This is a genomic window from Sporosarcina beigongshangi, assembly GCF_033485195.1.
Taxonomy (GTDB): domain Bacteria; phylum Bacillota; class Bacilli; order Bacillales_A; family Planococcaceae; genus Sporosarcina; species Sporosarcina beigongshangi.
Genome location: NZ_JAWLIR010000018.1, coordinates 24,974 through 42,564, shown reverse-complemented (window position 1 = coordinate 42,564; position 17,591 = coordinate 24,974). Strand labels below are relative to the sequence as shown.

The following is a 17,591-nucleotide window of genomic DNA, read 5'->3' as shown; positions in this document are numbered from 1 at the left end:
TCCTTCAAAGAGTGTAAGTGCCCGAAGATGCAATTTCGGGCACTTTTACACGTTGTACAAAGTGCCCTACTTTATAGAAAGTGACATTACCTAAAATAAAAATGGAAAAGACCATGGTGAAAACTTAGACCGCCAAAATTGTATCTTTGGCGGTCCTCTCCAGTTAAAAAGCCCTCCATTCCCTATACATATAAATAACACAGTTATTGTATAGATGTCCTTCAATCCAAAGCGAGTTAAAAGCGATTGAACATGGGGCGTCTAGTGTTTAATTAAGTATGTTTGTTTAATCTGTAGGCAGGTGTGCTGTTAATATTTCATTTCTATAATTTGGAGGTTGATAAATGTGGTGGTTAGGCATACACTGAATAGAACTAGTGTTCTATTTCGGAGGAGGGATGATTATGCCTTTAATACCTACAGAGGCATTGCCACATTATGAGAATATGATCTACTTGCCGATGCTGATTATTATTTTAGAAAGGGATCGGAATTCATTTGAAAAAGGCCCTTTCAAATTGAAAGGACCTTACGTTAAGCTTGTCAATCAGGCAACGAAGCTTATACGTGCTGAGCTGAAGGATACAAACATTTATTTACAACGCCATAATATGAAGGTTGTACGTAGCCAGACAGACGATACATTTACAGAGTATGTGTTTATGTACGGTGGCTATGAGGAGCATAGGCGTTATTTGAACGTTCGTTTACGTAATCGGACAGAAGAATTATTAAGTGTCTATTTTGCAATGGCTGGATAACGAGCAATATCATTCGTCATCGGAATCGTAATCGGCATAGGGGGAAGGTCTGTTTAGTTGCTTTTGCTTTTTAGCAAAGTCTTTTTCAAGAAGATTACAAAATGAAATTTGCCGATACATCGTTGGAGCTGAAATATTTACTCTATAGGAACGATTATTTTCAAAATGAATCACACATCCTAAGTCATCGGGTTCTATTCGAGTAATTGCATGGTAGGAAATCCAGACATTTTGTTCGGATGTTGGCGACATTGTAGGTAGAAAGATATAAGGTATGCCAAAATCATGAGCCACAATAATCGGCATTTTATGGTGATTCCCCAATGCGATTTTTGCAAAGTTCACCGAGTTTTGCAAAGGGTTCCCATAATAGTTACAGGATTTTCTAACAATGTGAATGGGTCTTTGGGGGACAAGAAATTCGCGATTTCGTTCAATGACAAGGGTTGAGATTGTCTCACCTACAGTAACCGGTTGCAGCATAAATGTGTCGAAAGAGATAACATAATTTGGGATTGATTTCCTATTCTTCATACTTATACCTCCAATTCTTGTATTGTACAATTATTATTATAAATCAGAAAATTAATAATGCAACCTTTTAAATGGATAATTATAACCATTATTTAAACAGGGTCTTTTTTCGCGGTTAGAACAGCGTTGCATTGTGGGAATAACTAAAAAACCTTCCGCTCGGATAAGGAGGGAAGGTTGTTATGTTAGTGCTGATAATCTAGGGCAGCGGCACCAAGTGTTTTCGCTGCAACCAGCATGGCATTTTCATCGAAATCGAATTTCGGATGGTGATGCGGATATGGTTCGGCAGGCTTTGCTCCTGTAAAGAAAAATGTACCAGGTACTTTTTCAAGATAATAAGAAAAATCCTCACCACCCATTTGCGGGGTTGATTCGACAACAGCTTGAACACCTGGAACGGTTTCAGCGACTGTTTTTAGAAAGTCAGTTTCAGTGGCATGATTTACAACAGCAGGATAGCCACGATAGTAGTGAAAGTCAATCGCACAATCATGAGCAAGTGCAGTTCCATCAACGACACGCTTCATCTCAAGCTCCATGAGGTCACGTACCTTTGGGTTGAATGATCGGACTGTGCCGCCGAGTGTTGCAGAATCTGCAATGACATTAAATGCGTTGTCCGCCATAAATGAGCCAATGGATAACACTGCGGAGTCAATCGGATTGACACGACGGGCGACAAGCTGCTGCAAGTTCATAACGAGCTGAGCACCGATGACGACAGCATCTTTTGTTTGGTGAGGGGCTGCCCCATGACCGCCGGCACCCTGAATCGCAATCGTAAAACGATCCGCAGCCGCCATAACAGGTCCTGCCAAATATTCAATCGTTCCAGAAGGTGTCAATGACCAAAGATGGGTACCAAAAATGACATCCACCCCATCGAGACAGCCATCTGCAATCATCGAAATAGCACCACCTGGCGCATATTCTTCTGCATGCTGGTGGATGAAAACATACTCGCCAGCAAGAATTTCTTGTAATTCGTGAATCGCTTTTGCCACTTGGAGTAGCGTCGCGGTGTGTCCATCATGACCGCAGGCATGCATAACGCCGGGGACGGTTGATTTATAAGGTACGTCTTTGTCATCTTGAATCGGTAGTGCGTCGAAATCAGCACGCAACGCAACCGTTTTACCAGGCCTGCCACCTTTGACACGTGCAACAACGCCGTTACCCCCAACGCCCATTTGCGCGTCTACGCCAAGATTGGCATAGAAATCATAAATGTATTGCGCAGTCTTTTCCTCTTTAAAAGACAACTCGGGATGCATATGAAGATGGCGGCGTATTACGACCATATCCTCAAACGCACTATCCAACTTTTCGAAAAGTTGCTCCTTCATACCAGACAGCCCCTTACATGTTTTCTTCTATTATATCAAACATCTATTAGGGAGCAATGGACGGTTAAGGAAGGTTATACATCGTCCTCCTTCGACTTAGCGATATAGCTTGTGACGGAAGCTGCACTTGTGAAAATATGGGGGTTGCTGTCGACACCTGCGATTGCATGTCCCGATAAATACTCTTCGTGATGGGGGGCTGCATTTTTCCACCTCGTATAATAGGTGTTAGCAGCCCATTCCGTCATGACGATATATGTGTCAGAATTAAGTGGTCGTAGCAGACGGAACGCAATAAAGCCAGGCTCCGTATCGAGCGTATGCGTACGCTCTTTAAAGTGATGCTCAAAAATAGGACGTCCTTCATCCGTGACAGGAATATGATTCCATACAAAATAGCCAACATCATTGAGTGCACCGGAAGAGCCGATGACTTCATAGCGGCGCGGGGTTTGGAAAACAGTTTTACCAGCCGTTTCATGCAATAACAATGAGTTCGCACCAGCTTGCATGGCAATCATTCTTTCATGTGGATGCTTATCCCTCAAGGACTCCATAAATGTGGTTGTACCAGATGTCGTGAAAATATACATGGCAAAGCCTCCTTTGAATTTTAAATGAACTTTATTCGCCAAAATGGTCTCGTTCAATCTAACTATACATTTTCCCTCTTTACAGAAAGTTAATCAATTCCGTCTCGGCGTATTTCGGGAAGTCGCAGGTCAACAAACATTGACGAAATGATGGCGATGCATGAAAAAAGACGCACAATTTGATGACAAGTCGGGCTAAACGCTATACTTAGCCTAGCGAAACGTCTATATTTGAGTATGGATATGTAACAGGTAAATACAAACATATAAGAAAGTAGGGACAGCGAAATGACACAATTTAACGATACACTACTCCGTGCCGCACGTGGTGAAAAAATTGAACATACACCTGTTTGGTACATGAGACAGGCAGGGCGTTCACAGCCCGAATACTTGAAAATTAAAGAAAAATATTCATTAGAAGAAATTACGCACCAGCCTGAGCTTTGTGCCTATGTAACGAAACTTCCGGTTGACCAATATAACGTCGATGCAGCAATTCTCTATAAAGACATCGTGACACCTTTACCAGGACTGGGTGTTGACGTGAAAATCAAAGCAGGCGTTGGACCGGTGATTTCTAACCCAATCCGTACTGTTCAAGATGTCCATAATCTCGGTGATTTATCACCTGAGGACGATATTCCATTTGTTTTGGAAACGATAAAAATGTTGACGAAAGAGCAATTGAACGTACCACTTATCGGTTTTGCCGGAGCACCGTTCACGCTTGCGAGCTATATGATTGAAGGTGGACCTTCGAAAAGCTATAATCTGACGAAATCTTTCATGGTATCTGAGCCAGAGGCATGGTTTGCTTTGATGGATAAACTAGCAGATATGACAATTACGTATATTACTGCACAAGTAGCAGCAGGTGCGAAAGCGATTCAAATTTTTGATTCGTGGGTAGGCGCTTTGAATGTTGCCGATTACCGCATTTTCATCAAACCAGTGATGACACGTATTTTCACAGAGCTACGTAAATTGAATGTTCCTCTTATTACATTCGGTGTAGGTGCAAGCCACTTGGCTAATGAATGGCATGACCTGCCGGTGGACGTTGTGGGACTTGACTGGCGTTTATCTATTCAGGAAGCCGGAGCGCGTGGCATTACGAAGCCAGTGCAAGGGAACCTGGACCCGTCTATGCTGTTGGCGGATTGGAATATTATTGAAGAGCGTGCGAAGGTCATTATTGAGCAAGGTGTAGAGCATGGTAGCCATATCTTTAACTTGGGTCACGGCGTCTTCCCAGATGTTAAACCGGCAACATTGAAAAAGCTTACTGAATTTATTCATAGCTATAGTGCACAACTACGTAAATAAACTGAAACTGATGAGGTGAACTTGATGACAAAGAAACAAATGGGACTTTTAGTAATGGCCTACGGGACACCTAATAAGGAAGAGGATATCGAATCGTACTATACACATATCCGCCACGGTCGCCCGCCAGCACCAGAGCAATTGGAGGATCTACGCAACCGTTATGCGGCAATTGGTGGGATTTCACCACTTGCTAAAATTACTGAAGACCAGGCCAATGCGCTTTGTAATCGTTTGAATGAAGTGCAGGACGACGTTGAATTCAAGGTGTATATCGGATTAAAGCATATCGCGCCGTTTATCGAAGATGCGGTAGAAAAAATGCATACAGATGGCATTAAAGAGGCTGTGTCAATCGTATTGGCACCGCATTTCTCAACATTTTCAGTCAAGTCGTATAACGGGCGTGTACAAGAAGAAGCTGACAAGCATGGCATGACCGTTACATCGGTGGAAAGCTGGTACAAGCAGCCGAAGTTTATCGATTTTTGGGCTGGTCAAGTTCGGAGCACGTTCGACAGCATGACTGAAGAACAACGGGCAGCTGCATGCCTAATCGTTTCAGCACACTCATTACCTGAAAAGATTTTAGCGAATGGTGATCCGTATGCAGACCAATTGAATGAAACAGCAGATTTGATTGCAACAGCAGCAGGCGTAAAAAATTACGAAGTGGGCTGGCAAAGTGCAGGGCAGACGCCTGAACCTTGGCTTGGACCGGATGTTCAAGATTTGACACGTGATTTGCATACAGCAAAAGGTTATTCGACATTCGTCTATACGCCAGTTGGCTTCGTTTCTGATCATCTTGAAGTGTTATATGACAATGATTACGAGTGCAAAGTTGTATGTGATGATATTGGAGCTTCTTATTATCGTCCAGCTATGCCGAATGTCGATGGACTATTCGTTGACGCAATGGTAGATGCTGTATTTGATAAAATGAAAGAAGCATAAAAATCGTACGAGAAAGTGATGATGGGCTATGGTCGAACAAAACAAAAAGGTCGTTATCGTTGGGGGAGGGATTACGGGCCTCTCTGCGGCGTTTTACATGCAAAAAGAAGCGCGTGAAAAGGGACTTCCACTCGATGTACTTCTGATTGAAGCGTCGAATCGTCTTGGTGGTAAAATCCAGACAGTGCGACGTGACGGTTTTGTCATTGAACGTGGTCCGGATTCATTTTTAATCCGTAAAAAAAGTATGGGACTGTTAGCGAAAGACCTCGGTATTGAAGACCAACTCGTGAAAAATGCGACAGGACAGGCCTACGTATTCGTCAATGGTGTATTGCATCCGATTCCTGGTGGCTCGGTCATGGGAATACCAACAGAAATCACTCCGTTTTTGAAAACAGGGTTATTTTCTTGGGCGGGTAAAATTCGTGCAGCAGGGGATTTCGTTCTCCCACGTTCTGCGATTCAAGGAGATCAGTCATTGGGTGGTTTTTTCCGTCGACGTTTTGGCGGAGAAATCGTGGACAATCTAATTGAGCCATTATTGTCAGGCGTCTATGCAGGGGATATCGATCAAATGAGCTTGCAATCGACATTTCCACAGTTTTATGAAGTGGAGAAAAAGCATCGTAGTCTCATTTTGGGAATGAAAAAAGCGACACCTAAACAATTGCCACAAAAGAATAGTCACAGTACGAAAAAGGAAGGTGTCTTCCATACTTTTCGTAATGGACTTGAAACGGTAGTCGAAGCGATTGAAAAGCAACTCGATCCTGGATCAGTTATCAAAGGCGCACGAACCGAGGCGATTGAGTCCGATGGCGATAAAACGATGATAGAACTAAGTGACGGACGAAAAATAGAAGCGGACGCTGTTATTTTGACGACAGGTCATGAAATGGCCAGCCGCTTATTTGCACCGCATGGTCTGTTGCAGGACCTTGGGCAAATACCGACCACATCTGTTGCAACAGTCGCACTCGCATTTCCAGAGGAGTCTGTTGTGCAGGATAAGGAAGGCACTGGTTTTCTTGTTTCAAGAAATAGTGATTATTCGATTACAGCATGTACGTGGACACATCGTAAATGGCCTACTTCAACACCAGAAGGAAAAGTACTCATCCGCGCATTTGTTGGGCGGGTAGGCGATGAGGCAATTGTGGACTTATCAGATGCTGAAATTGAAAAAATCGTTCTTGCCGATCTTAGTAAAATTATTAACATTACGGGGAAGCCAGATTTCACAATTGTGACGCGTTGGAAAAAAGACAGACCGCAGTACCGGGTCGGGCACAAACAACGTATTGAGGCCGCGCGTCTGGAATTACGAGCGAAGTTTCCACAAGTGAAATTGGCGGGTGCTTCTTATAACGGTGTTGGCTTACCTGACTGTATTGATCAGGGAAGGGCTGCAGTGCGGGAGATTATGGATGAACTGTTTTGACTGAACGAAAACAGCATGATACAGATGAATGTAAAAAACAGCCGCAGCAGATTTTGCGGCTGTTTTATATGTCTAGCATCATAAAATATTGCAAGAGTCGCATTTGTTGCCGTAGCATTCATGCTGCTCATCAATTTCTTTTCCGCAAGACGTACATACTTTAGCAGGAAGATTTTTAAAAAACTCAATGACATTTTCGATCATAGCTCATTCACCTCACTTAAGTTGTAGTAGTACTAAGTTACTGAATGTTGTTTGTAATAGTACAGGCGTTGCGAAAAAAAATCACACTATATTACAAGAGTCGCATTTGTTGCCGTAGCATTCATGCTGTTCTTCAATTTCTTTCCCACAAGACGTACAAACTTTGGCAGGTAGGTTTTTAAAAAACTCGATAACGTTTTCAATCATCATTCATTCTCCCCTTTCAATTTGTACTAGTACTAGATTTATTATTAGTAGTGTATTATAACAGTCAATCAAATGTCAACACATTTCTGTACTTTTCAGATAAAATAAATAAGAGTCTATTTTAGTTAGGAGCGATTTACATGTATTTCATTGATAACAAAGGGATTACTGACCCACGCATTAACCTCGCGATTGAGGAATATGCACTGAAAAATATGGATATCGAAAAAGAATCTTTTTTACTGTTCTATATCAACGAGCCTTCCATCATCATTGGAAAAAATCAGAACACGGTTGAGGAGATTGATACAGAATACGTGGAAGCGAATGGTATTCATGTCGTCCGCCGTCTATCTGGTGGGGGAGCTGTCTACCATGATCTTGGCAATTTAAATTTCAGCTTCATTACAAAAGATGATGGTGAATCATTCCGTAATTTTAAGAAGTTTACGGAGCCTGTCGTCCAAGCGCTTGCTGAAATGGGCGTCAAGGCAGAACTTCTTGGACGTAATGATATTTTGGTCGAAGGGCGCAAAATTTCTGGAAATGCACAGTTCTCAACGAATGGTCGCATGTTCAGTCATGGGACCCTGATGTTTGACACAGAAATCGAACGAGTCGTATCGGCGCTTAAAGTACGGAAAGACAAGATTGAATCGAAGGGCATTAAATCGATTCGTAGCCGTGTAGCTAATATTACGGAGTTTCTCACAGAGCCAATGTCGATTGAGCAGTTTCGCTTGAATATATTGAAATCGATTTTTGGTGGCGAAGAAAAGATCCAGTATTTGGAGCTGACAGATGACGATTGGGCCAATATTCATGCGTTATCTGCAGAACGCTATGCGAACTGGGATTGGAACTATGGAAAATCACCGAAATTCAACATGCAGCATTCGCATCGTTTCCCAGTGGGAGGCTTAGATGTTCGACTGGATGTTAATAAAGGCATCATCGAAAACGTTAATATTTTCGGCGATTTCTTCGGTGTTGGAGAAGTAGCTGTCATCGAGGAAAGTTTGAGAGGTATCCAGTACGATAGACAATCCATGAGTGAGGCATTGGCTACACTTGATATTCCAACCTATCTTGGCGGCATTACGAAAGAAGAGTTTTTGCAATTGATTTACTAAGAAATAAGGGAGGAGCCTGACTACGTGTTAGGCTTCTTTTTATTGGGGATTGAGAGTGAACGTTGTTTAGTGTGCAACATCGAGAGAAGTGTGCAACGAAAACCTTGAAGTGTGCAACCAAAGCGGACAAGTGTGCAACCATTTCGTCCAAGTGTGCAACATTGGGAGGAGTGTCCAACAAAATCCTCGTGGTGTGCAACGAAAACCTGAAGTGTACAACCAAAGTGAGCAAGTTTGCAACCATTTCGTCCAAGTGTGCAACATCGAGAGAAGTGTCCAACAAAAACCTCAAAGTGTGCAACCAAAGTGTGCAAGTGTGCAACCATTTCGTCCAAGTGTCCAACATCGGGAGAAGTGTGCAACAAAATCCTCGAAGTGTGCAACGAAAACGGGCAAGTGTGCAACCAAAGTGGAAAAGCGTACAACCATTTCGTCCAAGTGTCCAACATCGGGAGAAGTGTGCAACAAAATCCTCGAAGTGTGCAACGAAAACGGGCAAGTGTGCAACCAAAGTGGAAAAGCGTACAACCATTTCGTCCAAGTGTCCAACATCGGGAGTAGTTCACTGCAAATGTTGTGAGCTTCGCTTCCCGAGCGTAACAGTGGATTCTGCGTTATACTAAAAATAACTGTGAAGGGGGACTGAACAGATGGTAAACCACCGTATTTTTATTGTTGAAGATGATCGGAAAATTGCACAACTGCTAGCGGATACATTAAGGAAATATCAATATGACGTTGCCATTGTTGAAGATTTTGAACGCGTTACAGAAGAGTGCATGGCATTCGACCCACACCTCATTTTACTCGACATCAACCTGCCTTCTTATGACGGTTATTATTGGTGTCGTCAGCTTCGTCAGAATACCACATGTCCTATCTTATTCATCTCCGCGCGATCTGGTGACATGGACCAGGTATTCGCACTGGAAAATGGCGGCGATGATTTCATCACGAAACCTTTTCACTATGAAATCGTCCTTGCAAAAATAAGAAGTCATTTACGCAGGACGTTTGGCGAATACGCACCGAACCAATCCGAGCGAACTGTGAAGGCTGGCGTGTTAAATTTATACATCGAACGGATGGAATTACAAGTGCGCAACAACATTGTACCTTTACAGAAAAAAGAATGTGTCATTTTGGAGTTACTGATAGAGGCGGCGCCTAAAGTCGTCTCACGCGAAAAGCTATTGGAAGAACTATGGGATGATCAATCCTTCGTTGATGAAAACACATTGAATGTAAACATGACGCGTGTGCGTAAAAAATTGGCTGATTACGATATTCAATCGTCCATTGAAACTGTGCGTGGTGCAGGATATCGTTTCATATTAGCACCGGAGGAATCATGAAAAAATTCACGTTTTTTTTAAAAGAGCATCTTTCGTTTCTGCTTTTTCAACTATTACTCGTACTATTCATCTTACTGTTGTACTGGCTAGACGGCTTTCGTAACCTTAATACGGCTGTTTACGCCATTAGTATGAGCCTGCTGTTAACCGCGGGGTATTTGGTCGGTAAATTTATCATGAGGCGGTCCTTTTACGCGGCCATTACGCTAAAGCCGGACAAGATGGAGGACGCTTTAATCCGTCATGCGCAGGCGCCGGAGCATAAACAAACGGCGGACTTTACACGTCATTTGTACAGGCTGTACCAAAATGAGGTACAGCAGTTATATGCATCTCAACATCGTCAGCTCCATTTTATGAACCAATGGGTCCATCAGATGAAAACGCCCATCTCAGTCATTGGATTGCTGTTGCAAGAACAGGATGACTTGGATCGTGATAGCCTCAATGAAGAAATTGACAAATTACGACGCGGCCTCGATTCGGTGCTTGTCAATGCACGTCTTGAAACGTTTGAGCAGGATATGCAAATTGAGCGAGTTGTGTTAAAAACGGTTGTGCAGGAAATTATTACAGAGCATAAGCGGTTATTTATCACCAATGGTGTGTTTCCCGTTATTTCAATCGACGAGAAATTTTCGGTTGCCACAGATGTGAAGTGGTTGAATATCGTCATTGGGCAGTTCATTACCAATGCGGTGAAATATACGTTCGAGCAAGGAAAAAAAGTCCATTTAACAGCAACTCATACAGAGCAAGGGATAGAGCTCGTGATTCGTGATGAAGGCATCGGTATCCCTTCTTCAGACTTGAACCGTGTGACAAAAGCATTTTTCACTGGTGAAAATGGGCGGCTGACGGGTGAATCGACGGGAATGGGGCTGTATATTGCATCGGAAGTGTGTGGCAGATTAGGGCATCGGCTGGCGATTGAATCGGAGCTTGGCAAGGGGACGACAGTGACAGTCCTCTTTAAGAATGAAGAGGCGGGTGAAATAGATGACGCGGAATACGATCGTGGAATTGACGGAAGTGACGAAGATTTATGAAGGGAAAGTGATGCACCGAGCATTGAACCGCCTCGATTTTGAAGTCGAGGAAGGAGAATTTGTTGCGGTGATGGGCCCATCTGGCAGTGGTAAAACAACGCTGTTGAATTTAATTTCAACAATTACCGTGCCGACCTATGGACGCTTGACTATTAGTGGCATTGAGCCGGAAGCGTTAGGACAAAATGATTTAGCTTTATTCAGAAGACGCAATTTAGGCTTTGTATTTCAAGATATTAACCTGCTGCAAATGCTGACGGTAGAAGAAAATCTTGTATTGCCGCTAACATTGGATGGCATTTCTGTGAAGGAAATGGAAAAACGAATTGTGGAATTTTCAAAACGCCTTCATTTGACGGACATTTTGAATAGACGACCGGATGAGTTATCAGGAGGACAAGCGCAGCGAACGGCGATTGGACGCGCTTTAATTCATAGACCGAAAATTATTCTTGCGGATGAGCCAACAGGAAATCTGGATTCGAAATCGGCAAAGGATGTCCTTGAATTGCTTAGCCAAATTAATAAAACGGAGCGTACAACTGTCATCATGGTTACACATGATCCAATCGCGGCTAGTTATTGTGACCGGGTGCTGTTCATAAAAGACGGCGAATTTTTCAATGAAATTTATAAAGATGAAAGACGTCAGACGTTTTTCCAACGTATTTTGAACGTCTTGTCGCTTCTCGGAGGAAATGTCAATGACCTTTCGTCAGTTCGCTTACCGTAACGTCGTTCGTAATCGACGCATTTACGCCGCTTTTTTCATGGCGAGTGTTTTTTCTGTCATGGTGTTTTTCTTGTATTCGATGCTCCTGTTTCATCCTTCCATTGAGGATAGATTTATACAGGAAATCGCCATTACAGGAATGGGTGCCGCGGAAATTATTTTGTATATTTTTACGGTGTTTTTCTTATTTTATTCAATGCGGGCATTTTTACAGGCTCGGTCTAAAGAGTTCGGTATTTTACTCCATTTAGGAATGGCTAAGCGTCAACTAAATCGCCTCATCTTTACTGAAACGATGTTGATCGGCGTAGCATCGATTGCCGCAGGGACGTTTCTAGGCTATATGTTTTCAAAGTTTTTCTTTATGATTGTTCGGGAAATTGTGCTTTTACCGTCTTTACCACTCTATTTTTCATGGCAGCCGTTTGCGCTGACGATTGGCGCATTTACAAGTTTATTCATCCTTATTTCATTTATTGCTCCGGTGTTTATTCGAACGGGGGAAGTAGCTGACTTAATCCAAGGAGAGACGGGAAACCAAGGGGCGTATGGTTATTCGAAGAGCCGTGGTTATTTGGGGCTTGCGTTTTTAGGTGCGGCGTACGCAATGGCGGCAGCTACAACGAATTCAGTCGTCATCGGTTTGTCGTTTTTCTTACCACCACTGGCGACAATCGGTACCTTTTACTTTTTTACAGATTCCTTACCACTATTGTTACATAAAATTCGTAAGCGAAAACGAATATATTGGCATCATTTTTGGCTCCTGTCGATATCGGAGGGAGTTGTCCGATTACGTGAAAATGCACGCATGTTTTTCATCGTGACGATTGTGTCCACCATTGCGTTCATGTCAGTAGGCATGTTGGCTTCATTAACCTCATTCGCCTCACAATACCGAGAAATGCATCCACTTGGACTGGTATATAAAAGCGAGCAAGACAATGCGCTAGAGCGTCAGCATATCGAGCAGCTAGTAAACGAATTGAAAGACGATCGTATCGATTACTCACTTATTCGTTTCCAAGTATTGCAACAGACATCTTCATTCAGTGCAACACCTGTTTCCATTTTGAGGCTTTCCAACGTCAATATGCTTGCGCAATCATTTGACTATCCCCCGATGGTGTTGACAGAAGGAGAGGCTTTATTCCTTCCACCGTCCGTATCCTCCTATGACCAGCTAAATGGCCGGATGGTAAGAACGACTCTGGAGGAAAGTGATGTGAGGGTCAAGGTTGACGGAGCATACCCTTATCATATATTTTCATCCTATTCGATTGCCCAAAATGCCATTATTTTAAATGATGTAGATTATGATAAAGTATTTGAAACAGTGATGACGGAGGGGCTAGAGAGTTTCGCATATTATGCCTTCAATGTGCCTGAGTGGCAACAAACAAAGGAGATTGGGCTATCCATTGACGCTGCGAATACAGAACCATTTCTCTCAGGTGAATCTGCTCCGTTATCGTACTCGTTCATCAATCCCGGCTTGAATTACTCAGTCATCCGCACAACTTTTTCATTGTTGTTATTCATCGGGTTGCTATTAGCAGCGGTATTTTTCTTGGCGGCGGGTAGCTTTATATATTTCAGATTGTATACCTCTCTTGAGCGTGACCGAAAACAGTTTGATGTACTCAGACGTATGGGAATCACAGATCAGGAATTTAAGAAAATCGTCAATCGTCAATTAATTCCTCAGTTCTTTTTCCCATGGGGCGTGGCTTTTGTGCATAGTTCGTTTGCATTTCTATCGCTACAAGTGATTTGGGATGAACTTGCAGAAATTTCGATTGTTAAAGAATTGGTAATCGTTATGGTTGGCTTTACACTCATGCAAATTTGTTATTTTTATTTAATACGTTGGCGCTACCTTGCGCATATTAAAGCACCGGGGTAATCCTTGGTGCTTTACTTTGTTCTATCCATATATTGAAATAAAAAATCCTGTCAACAATGCTGGGCGCCTTACTAGGGATGGTGCGATAAAGATAAGTTCTATTTATCTAGTATTGTATTATCAGAACTTTTCTTATATAATGATTACGATAGATTAATGAATGGTTATTCATTCAATTTGAAGAGGGGATGACTACATGAATTTAGTTTTACGTGTGCATGAGACGGCATCGACACAACCCGAAAAAATTGCTTATCACTTTATGGGAAAAGATACATCGTATGCCGAGTTTGACCAGTCGGTTTCGATGTTCGCTTCAGCGTTGCAAAATCTTGGCGTTGAAAAAGGTGATAATATCGCATTTTTACTTGGTAACACACCGCATTTTTTAATCGCGTTATATGCGACAATGCGAATTGGGGCGACAGCAGTGCCAGTCAATCCGATTTACACGCCAGATGAAATTTCATACATCCTACATAACAGCGACGCGAAGGCAGTGATTGCACTCGATCTTTTATTACCACTTGTGGAACAGGCGGCGGGGGCTTTCCCGACGATTGAACACTATGTAATTTGCGAAACGGTTCCTGAAACACCAGCGAAGATTGCTGCGCTACCTGAAGCAGTGAAAGCGAAAGTACTTTCATTCACACAACTCATTGCAACAGGAAAGCCAAACGTCAAGCCCGTTGCTGTGGATGAAAATGAAACCGCTGTCATTTTGTATACGTCTGGGACAACAGGGCGTCCGAAAGGTGCTATGCTGACACATGGGAACTTGTACTCCAATGCACGTGATGTCGCAGATTACCTTGGTTACTCGGAAAATGATCGCATCGTGGCTACATTACCGGTATTCCATGTGTTCGCTTTAACGGTAGTGGTCAATGCGCCACTCGTAAAAGGGGCAACCATTTTACTCGCACCACGATTCTCGCCAGCAGATGTATTCAGTCTTGTGAAAGAAAAGCAAGCGACGATATTTGCAGCTGTTCCGACAATGTACAATTTTTTATATCAATATCCAGATAGCAGCCCCGAAGATTTCAAATCGGTTCGCATTGCCATCTCAGGTGGTTCATCATTACCTGTCGCCTTGCTTCATAATTTCGAGGAGAAATTCGATGTGCGCATATCGGAGGGGTACGGCTTGTCCGAAGCATCGCCGGTTACCTGTTTTAATCCACTCGATCGCGAGCGGATTCCCGGATCAATTGGAACATCGATTATCAATGTAGAAAACAAAATCGTCAATGAGCTTGGGGAAGAAGTGCCAGATGGTGAAGTCGGCGAGCTGATTGTACGCGGACCGAACGTCATGAAAGGCTACTACAAAATGCCAGAGGAAACGGAAGTTACGATTCGTGACGGCTGGTTGTATACTGGCGATATGGCGAAACGTGATGAAAATGGCTATTTCTACATCGTTGACCGCAAAAAAGATTTGGTCATCGTTGGTGGCTACAACGTTTACCCCCGAGAGGTCGAAGAAGTATTGTTCGCGCATCGTGACATTGTCGAAGCAGCTGTCATCGGCTTGCCAGATGTTGATTTCGGCGAAGCTGTCCATGCCTTCGTCGTCTTAAAAGAAGGATCAACAGCTGATGAAGCATCCATTACAGCCTATTGTGCAGTGCATCTAGCCAAATATAAAGTACCGAAGCGCATTGAATTTTTAGATGAACTGCCAAAAAACACAACAGGTAAAATCTTGAGGCGGTCATTGAAAGAGCAAGTGACACAGTAAGTTAAAGAGCTTTCCTCGATTATGCGAGGAAAGCTTTTCATATGGGCGTAGGATAGGGTTAGTATACAACTAAACCAAATGGGTTTAGTCCGATGATGTGAATTATTTTGAAAATAAAAGGGCTGCAAGGTAAGTCATTAAATACTAACTTACCTGCTCACCCTCATTTGTGTTTATTAATTACCACCTATTACGCCGGAATCCACCGCCGCAGCAGCGCTGGTTACAGCGATTGGATGATCTTTTATTGTGACAAGTACGTCGTCTCCGGTCGGTTCGCCTTTGGTTACGAGAAGTGCAACGATTCGAACGCGACCGTCCTAAAACGCGACAAGTGCATCGATTTGAATTCGAATGTCCTTCAACGCAACAAGTACAACGGCTTATATTCGAAGGTCTTCGATTGCAAGAAGTCCGCCGTCTCCTGCTTGTGCGACGTCGATTTTCATCACATCCACAACGATTGGAACGTCCTCGGTTACTCGTAGGCTCTTGAAAAAAGAAATCACTTAACCCAGTGTGTCTAGCACTATCGACTGCTCGCTGTATATGATCCATAGAGAAATTAGACATATCCTCCCCCCCTTTCTTTTTTAGGAAGCGCGAATACCTCCCCTTCTCTAAGGTACGTGGCTGTCCAATCTAAGATAGAGACAATCGCTTACTCATTATCAATAAATTAAGGGGTAGCATCCTTCGCCTATTGTTCATACCCATACAGTAAACAACAAAAGGAAGAGTGCGTATGCAAATCCCCGAATATCAGCTCTTTATTCATCCATCAAATAAAAGCGAACTGCGAAGAGATATTTGGCAGGATGATCCAGTGGCTGCAAAGCTAACAATTCACAAGAAAAAATACGCCATCGATCTAGCCTATCGTGGCTCGCATATTCGTGATCTACGCAAAAAATCGTATCATGTCAGTTTTTACAAACCGGGTATGTATCGGCAGGCAAAGGAAGTTCATTGGAATGCGGAGTTTAAAGATCCTTCATTACTAAGAAACAAATTATCCTTTGATTTTTTCAACGAAATTGGGTGCATATCCCCAAAATCACGCTTCGTTTTTTTGAAGATAAACGGGGGAAATGAGGGACTTTACCTAGAAATAGAATCTGTAGATGAATATTTTCTAGCCAATCGCCATTTGCCAAAAGGAGCTATTTTCTATGCAGTGGATGGGGATGCCAACTTTTCACTAATGAGTGACCTTGATAAAAAGGTGAAAGAATCACTCAGCCTGGGTTATGAAAAAAAGTATGGCACAGAGCAGGAAGAGGTTTATTTACAAGAGCTGATTTTTATGATTAATACGCTCACCAAAGATGAATTTGAAACTGAAATCGTCAAGTATCTCAATGTCGAGCAATACCTTCGCTGGCTTGCTGGGGTTGTTTTTACCCAAAATTTTGACGGTTTTGTCCATAATTATGCGCTATATTGCAACAGGGAAACAGGTTTGTTCGAAGTGATTCCGTGGGATTACGATGCGACATGGGGAAGAGATGTCGATGGGGAAGTCATGGAAGAAGACTATTTGAGAATCCAAGGGTTTAATACGCTTACGGCACGAATATTGGATGTGAAAACGTTTCGCACTCGCTATAAAAGCCTGCTAGAAGATATTTTAACGAACAAATTCACTGTAGATTATTTGAAGCCTAAAATTAAAGAAATGCATACTCTTATTAGACCTTATGTTGAAAAAGACCCTTATGAAAAGAATAATCTGGAAGTGTTTGATAAAGAGCCGGCGTATATCTGTGCGTATATTGAAGCGCGGGGGAATTATATAAGAAGTCAATTAGACACATTAGAGTAGTCAAAAACCCTTTCCATGGAGGAGAGGGTTTTGGGCTTGATTAATAAAAGTCCTTCCCGAAGACTGACCCCGTTTCAATAAATTTATCAATAATGGGCTGACGTTCTTCGTTAAGCCGTGCATACATGCTGTAAGTGCGCATATGCAATTCCATCCGTAGGTTGTCGTTCTTAGAATAAATCACTTCACCGGTTGAAAAAATTTGTGCTGCAAAAACAGTAGAAGCTTCTTTTAAATCGACAAGGTCAACTTCAATGTCGATGATATCCGCTAATTGCTGGGCAAACATGAATAATTCATAGGCGGAAAATGATTTGTCCTCACGATAAAAGGCGATATCAATATCACTTTCGCTATGTGTCGTTCCTTTTGCATACGAGCCAAAAACGATGATAAAAGCGGGATCTAAATGCTCTGTTATAAATGTACGAGCCTGTTGGAAGATTTCATCATGCAAAAAAA

At 42.6% G+C, this 17,591-nt stretch carries 18 protein-coding genes; 11 read left to right on the top strand and 7 right to left on the bottom strand.

The genetic code is table 11. The features are described from left to right. The first annotated feature begins 404 nt into the window (after positions 1–404). Positions 405–761 (top strand): hypothetical protein, encoded by a 357-nt coding sequence (locus tag R2B77_RS10145; protein ID WP_203245903.1) that lies wholly within the window; start codon positions 405–407, stop codon positions 759–761. A 9-nt stretch (positions 762–770) separates the two neighbouring features. On the opposite strand, the gene R2B77_RS10140 is transcribed toward R2B77_RS10145, so the two are convergent. From R2B77_RS10140 to R2B77_RS10130, 3 genes are all read right to left on the bottom strand, one after another. Then, positions 771–1,295 (bottom strand): competence protein ComK, encoded by a 525-nt coding sequence (locus R2B77_RS10140; protein WP_203245904.1) that lies wholly within the window; start codon positions 1,293–1,295, stop codon positions 771–773. 185 nt (positions 1,296–1,480) lie between these two features. Further along, on the bottom strand, positions 1,481–2,644 hold the full coding sequence (locus R2B77_RS10135) for an amidohydrolase (RefSeq protein WP_203245905.1): 1,164 nt from the start codon (positions 2,642–2,644) through the stop codon (positions 1,481–1,483). Positions 2,645–2,718: 74 nt separating this feature from the next. After that, on the bottom strand, positions 2,719–3,237 hold the full coding sequence (locus R2B77_RS10130) for an antibiotic biosynthesis monooxygenase family protein (protein ID WP_203245906.1): 519 nt from the start codon (positions 3,235–3,237) through the stop codon (positions 2,719–2,721). 288 nt (positions 3,238–3,525) lie between these two features. On the opposite strand from R2B77_RS10130, the gene hemE reads away from it, so the two are divergent. Genes hemE through hemY form a run of 3 tightly spaced genes read left to right on the top strand, consistent with a single transcriptional unit; the run spans position 3,526 to position 6,967 of the window. After that, positions 3,526–4,566 (top strand): uroporphyrinogen decarboxylase, encoded by a 1,041-nt coding sequence (gene hemE / locus R2B77_RS10125; RefSeq protein WP_203245907.1) that lies wholly within the window; start codon positions 3,526–3,528, stop codon positions 4,564–4,566. A gap of 24 nt (positions 4,567–4,590) precedes the next feature. Beyond that, on the top strand, positions 4,591–5,523 hold the full coding sequence (gene hemH / locus R2B77_RS10120; RefSeq protein WP_203245908.1) for a ferrochelatase: 933 nt from the start codon (positions 4,591–4,593) through the stop codon (positions 5,521–5,523). A 28-nt stretch (positions 5,524–5,551) separates the two neighbouring features. Next, positions 5,552–6,967: a protoporphyrinogen oxidase gene (hemY, locus tag R2B77_RS10115; protein WP_203245909.1), complete on the top strand. Its 1,416-nt coding sequence runs from the start codon at positions 5,552–5,554 to the stop codon at positions 6,965–6,967. Positions 6,968–7,045: 78 nt separating this feature from the next. Here hemY and yhfH (R2B77_RS10110) read toward each other — a convergent pair whose 3' ends face one another. Both yhfH (R2B77_RS10110) and yhfH (R2B77_RS10105) read right to left on the bottom strand, forming a co-directional pair. After that, positions 7,046–7,171 (bottom strand): protein YhfH, encoded by a 126-nt coding sequence (gene yhfH, locus R2B77_RS10110; protein ID WP_203245910.1) that lies wholly within the window; start codon positions 7,169–7,171, stop codon positions 7,046–7,048. An 81-nt stretch (positions 7,172–7,252) separates the two neighbouring features. Then, positions 7,253–7,378: a protein YhfH gene (gene yhfH, locus R2B77_RS10105; protein ID WP_203245911.1), complete on the bottom strand. Its 126-nt coding sequence runs from the start codon at positions 7,376–7,378 to the stop codon at positions 7,253–7,255. Positions 7,379–7,518: 140 nt separating this feature from the next. Here yhfH (R2B77_RS10105) and R2B77_RS10100 point away from each other — a divergent pair, with 140 nt between their 5' ends. The 6 genes from R2B77_RS10100 to R2B77_RS10075 all read left to right on the top strand — a co-directional run bounded on the left by R2B77_RS10100 (position 7,519) and on the right by R2B77_RS10075 (position 15,304). After that, positions 7,519–8,511 carry a lipoate--protein ligase gene (locus tag R2B77_RS10100; RefSeq protein ID WP_203245912.1) on the top strand — a complete coding sequence of 331 codons (993 nt, stop codon included), beginning with the start codon at positions 7,519–7,521 and terminating at the stop codon, positions 8,509–8,511. A gap of 650 nt (positions 8,512–9,161) precedes the next feature. Next, positions 9,162–9,866 carry a response regulator transcription factor gene (locus R2B77_RS10095; protein WP_203245913.1) on the top strand — a complete coding sequence of 235 codons (705 nt, stop codon included), beginning with the start codon at positions 9,162–9,164 and terminating at the stop codon, positions 9,864–9,866. Further along, the gene (locus tag R2B77_RS10090; RefSeq protein ID WP_203245914.1) at positions 9,863–10,915 is read left to right on the top strand and encodes a sensor histidine kinase; all 1,053 of its coding nucleotides are present in this window, start codon (positions 9,863–9,865) and stop codon (positions 10,913–10,915) included. Before R2B77_RS10095 ends, R2B77_RS10090 begins: the two co-directional genes overlap by 4 nt. Beyond that, positions 10,866–11,648 (top strand): ABC transporter ATP-binding protein, encoded by a 783-nt coding sequence (locus R2B77_RS10085; RefSeq protein ID WP_203245915.1) that lies wholly within the window; start codon positions 10,866–10,868, stop codon positions 11,646–11,648. The genes R2B77_RS10090 and R2B77_RS10085 overlap by 50 nt, the downstream gene beginning before the upstream one ends. Further along, positions 11,620–13,554 (top strand): FtsX-like permease family protein, encoded by a 1,935-nt coding sequence (locus R2B77_RS10080; RefSeq protein ID WP_203245916.1) that lies wholly within the window; start codon positions 11,620–11,622, stop codon positions 13,552–13,554. Before R2B77_RS10085 ends, R2B77_RS10080 begins: the two co-directional genes overlap by 29 nt. Positions 13,555–13,750: 196 nt before the next feature. Next, positions 13,751–15,304, top strand: coding sequence for a fatty acid--CoA ligase family protein (locus tag R2B77_RS10075; protein WP_203245917.1), 1,554 nt, complete (start codon positions 13,751–13,753; stop codon positions 15,302–15,304). A 180-nt stretch (positions 15,305–15,484) separates the two neighbouring features. Here the strand turns inward: R2B77_RS10075 and R2B77_RS17980 are convergent, their stop codons facing one another. Beyond that, on the bottom strand, positions 15,485–15,862 hold the full coding sequence (locus R2B77_RS17980) for a CotG/ExsB N-terminal domain-containing protein (RefSeq protein ID WP_404830751.1): 378 nt from the start codon (positions 15,860–15,862) through the stop codon (positions 15,485–15,487). Between the two features lie 187 nt (positions 15,863–16,049). Between R2B77_RS17980 and R2B77_RS10070 the strand changes: the two genes are divergently transcribed. Beyond that, positions 16,050–17,129 carry a CotH kinase family protein gene (locus R2B77_RS10070; protein ID WP_203245918.1) on the top strand — a complete coding sequence of 360 codons (1,080 nt, stop codon included), beginning with the start codon at positions 16,050–16,052 and terminating at the stop codon, positions 17,127–17,129. Between the two features lie 40 nt (positions 17,130–17,169). On the opposite strand, the gene mntA is transcribed toward R2B77_RS10070, so the two are convergent. Then, complete coding sequence (gene mntA, locus R2B77_RS10065) at positions 17,170–17,586, bottom strand: type VII toxin-antitoxin system MntA family adenylyltransferase antitoxin (protein ID WP_203245919.1); 417 nt, start codon at positions 17,584–17,586, stop codon at positions 17,170–17,172. Positions 17,587–17,591 lie beyond the last annotated feature (5 nt).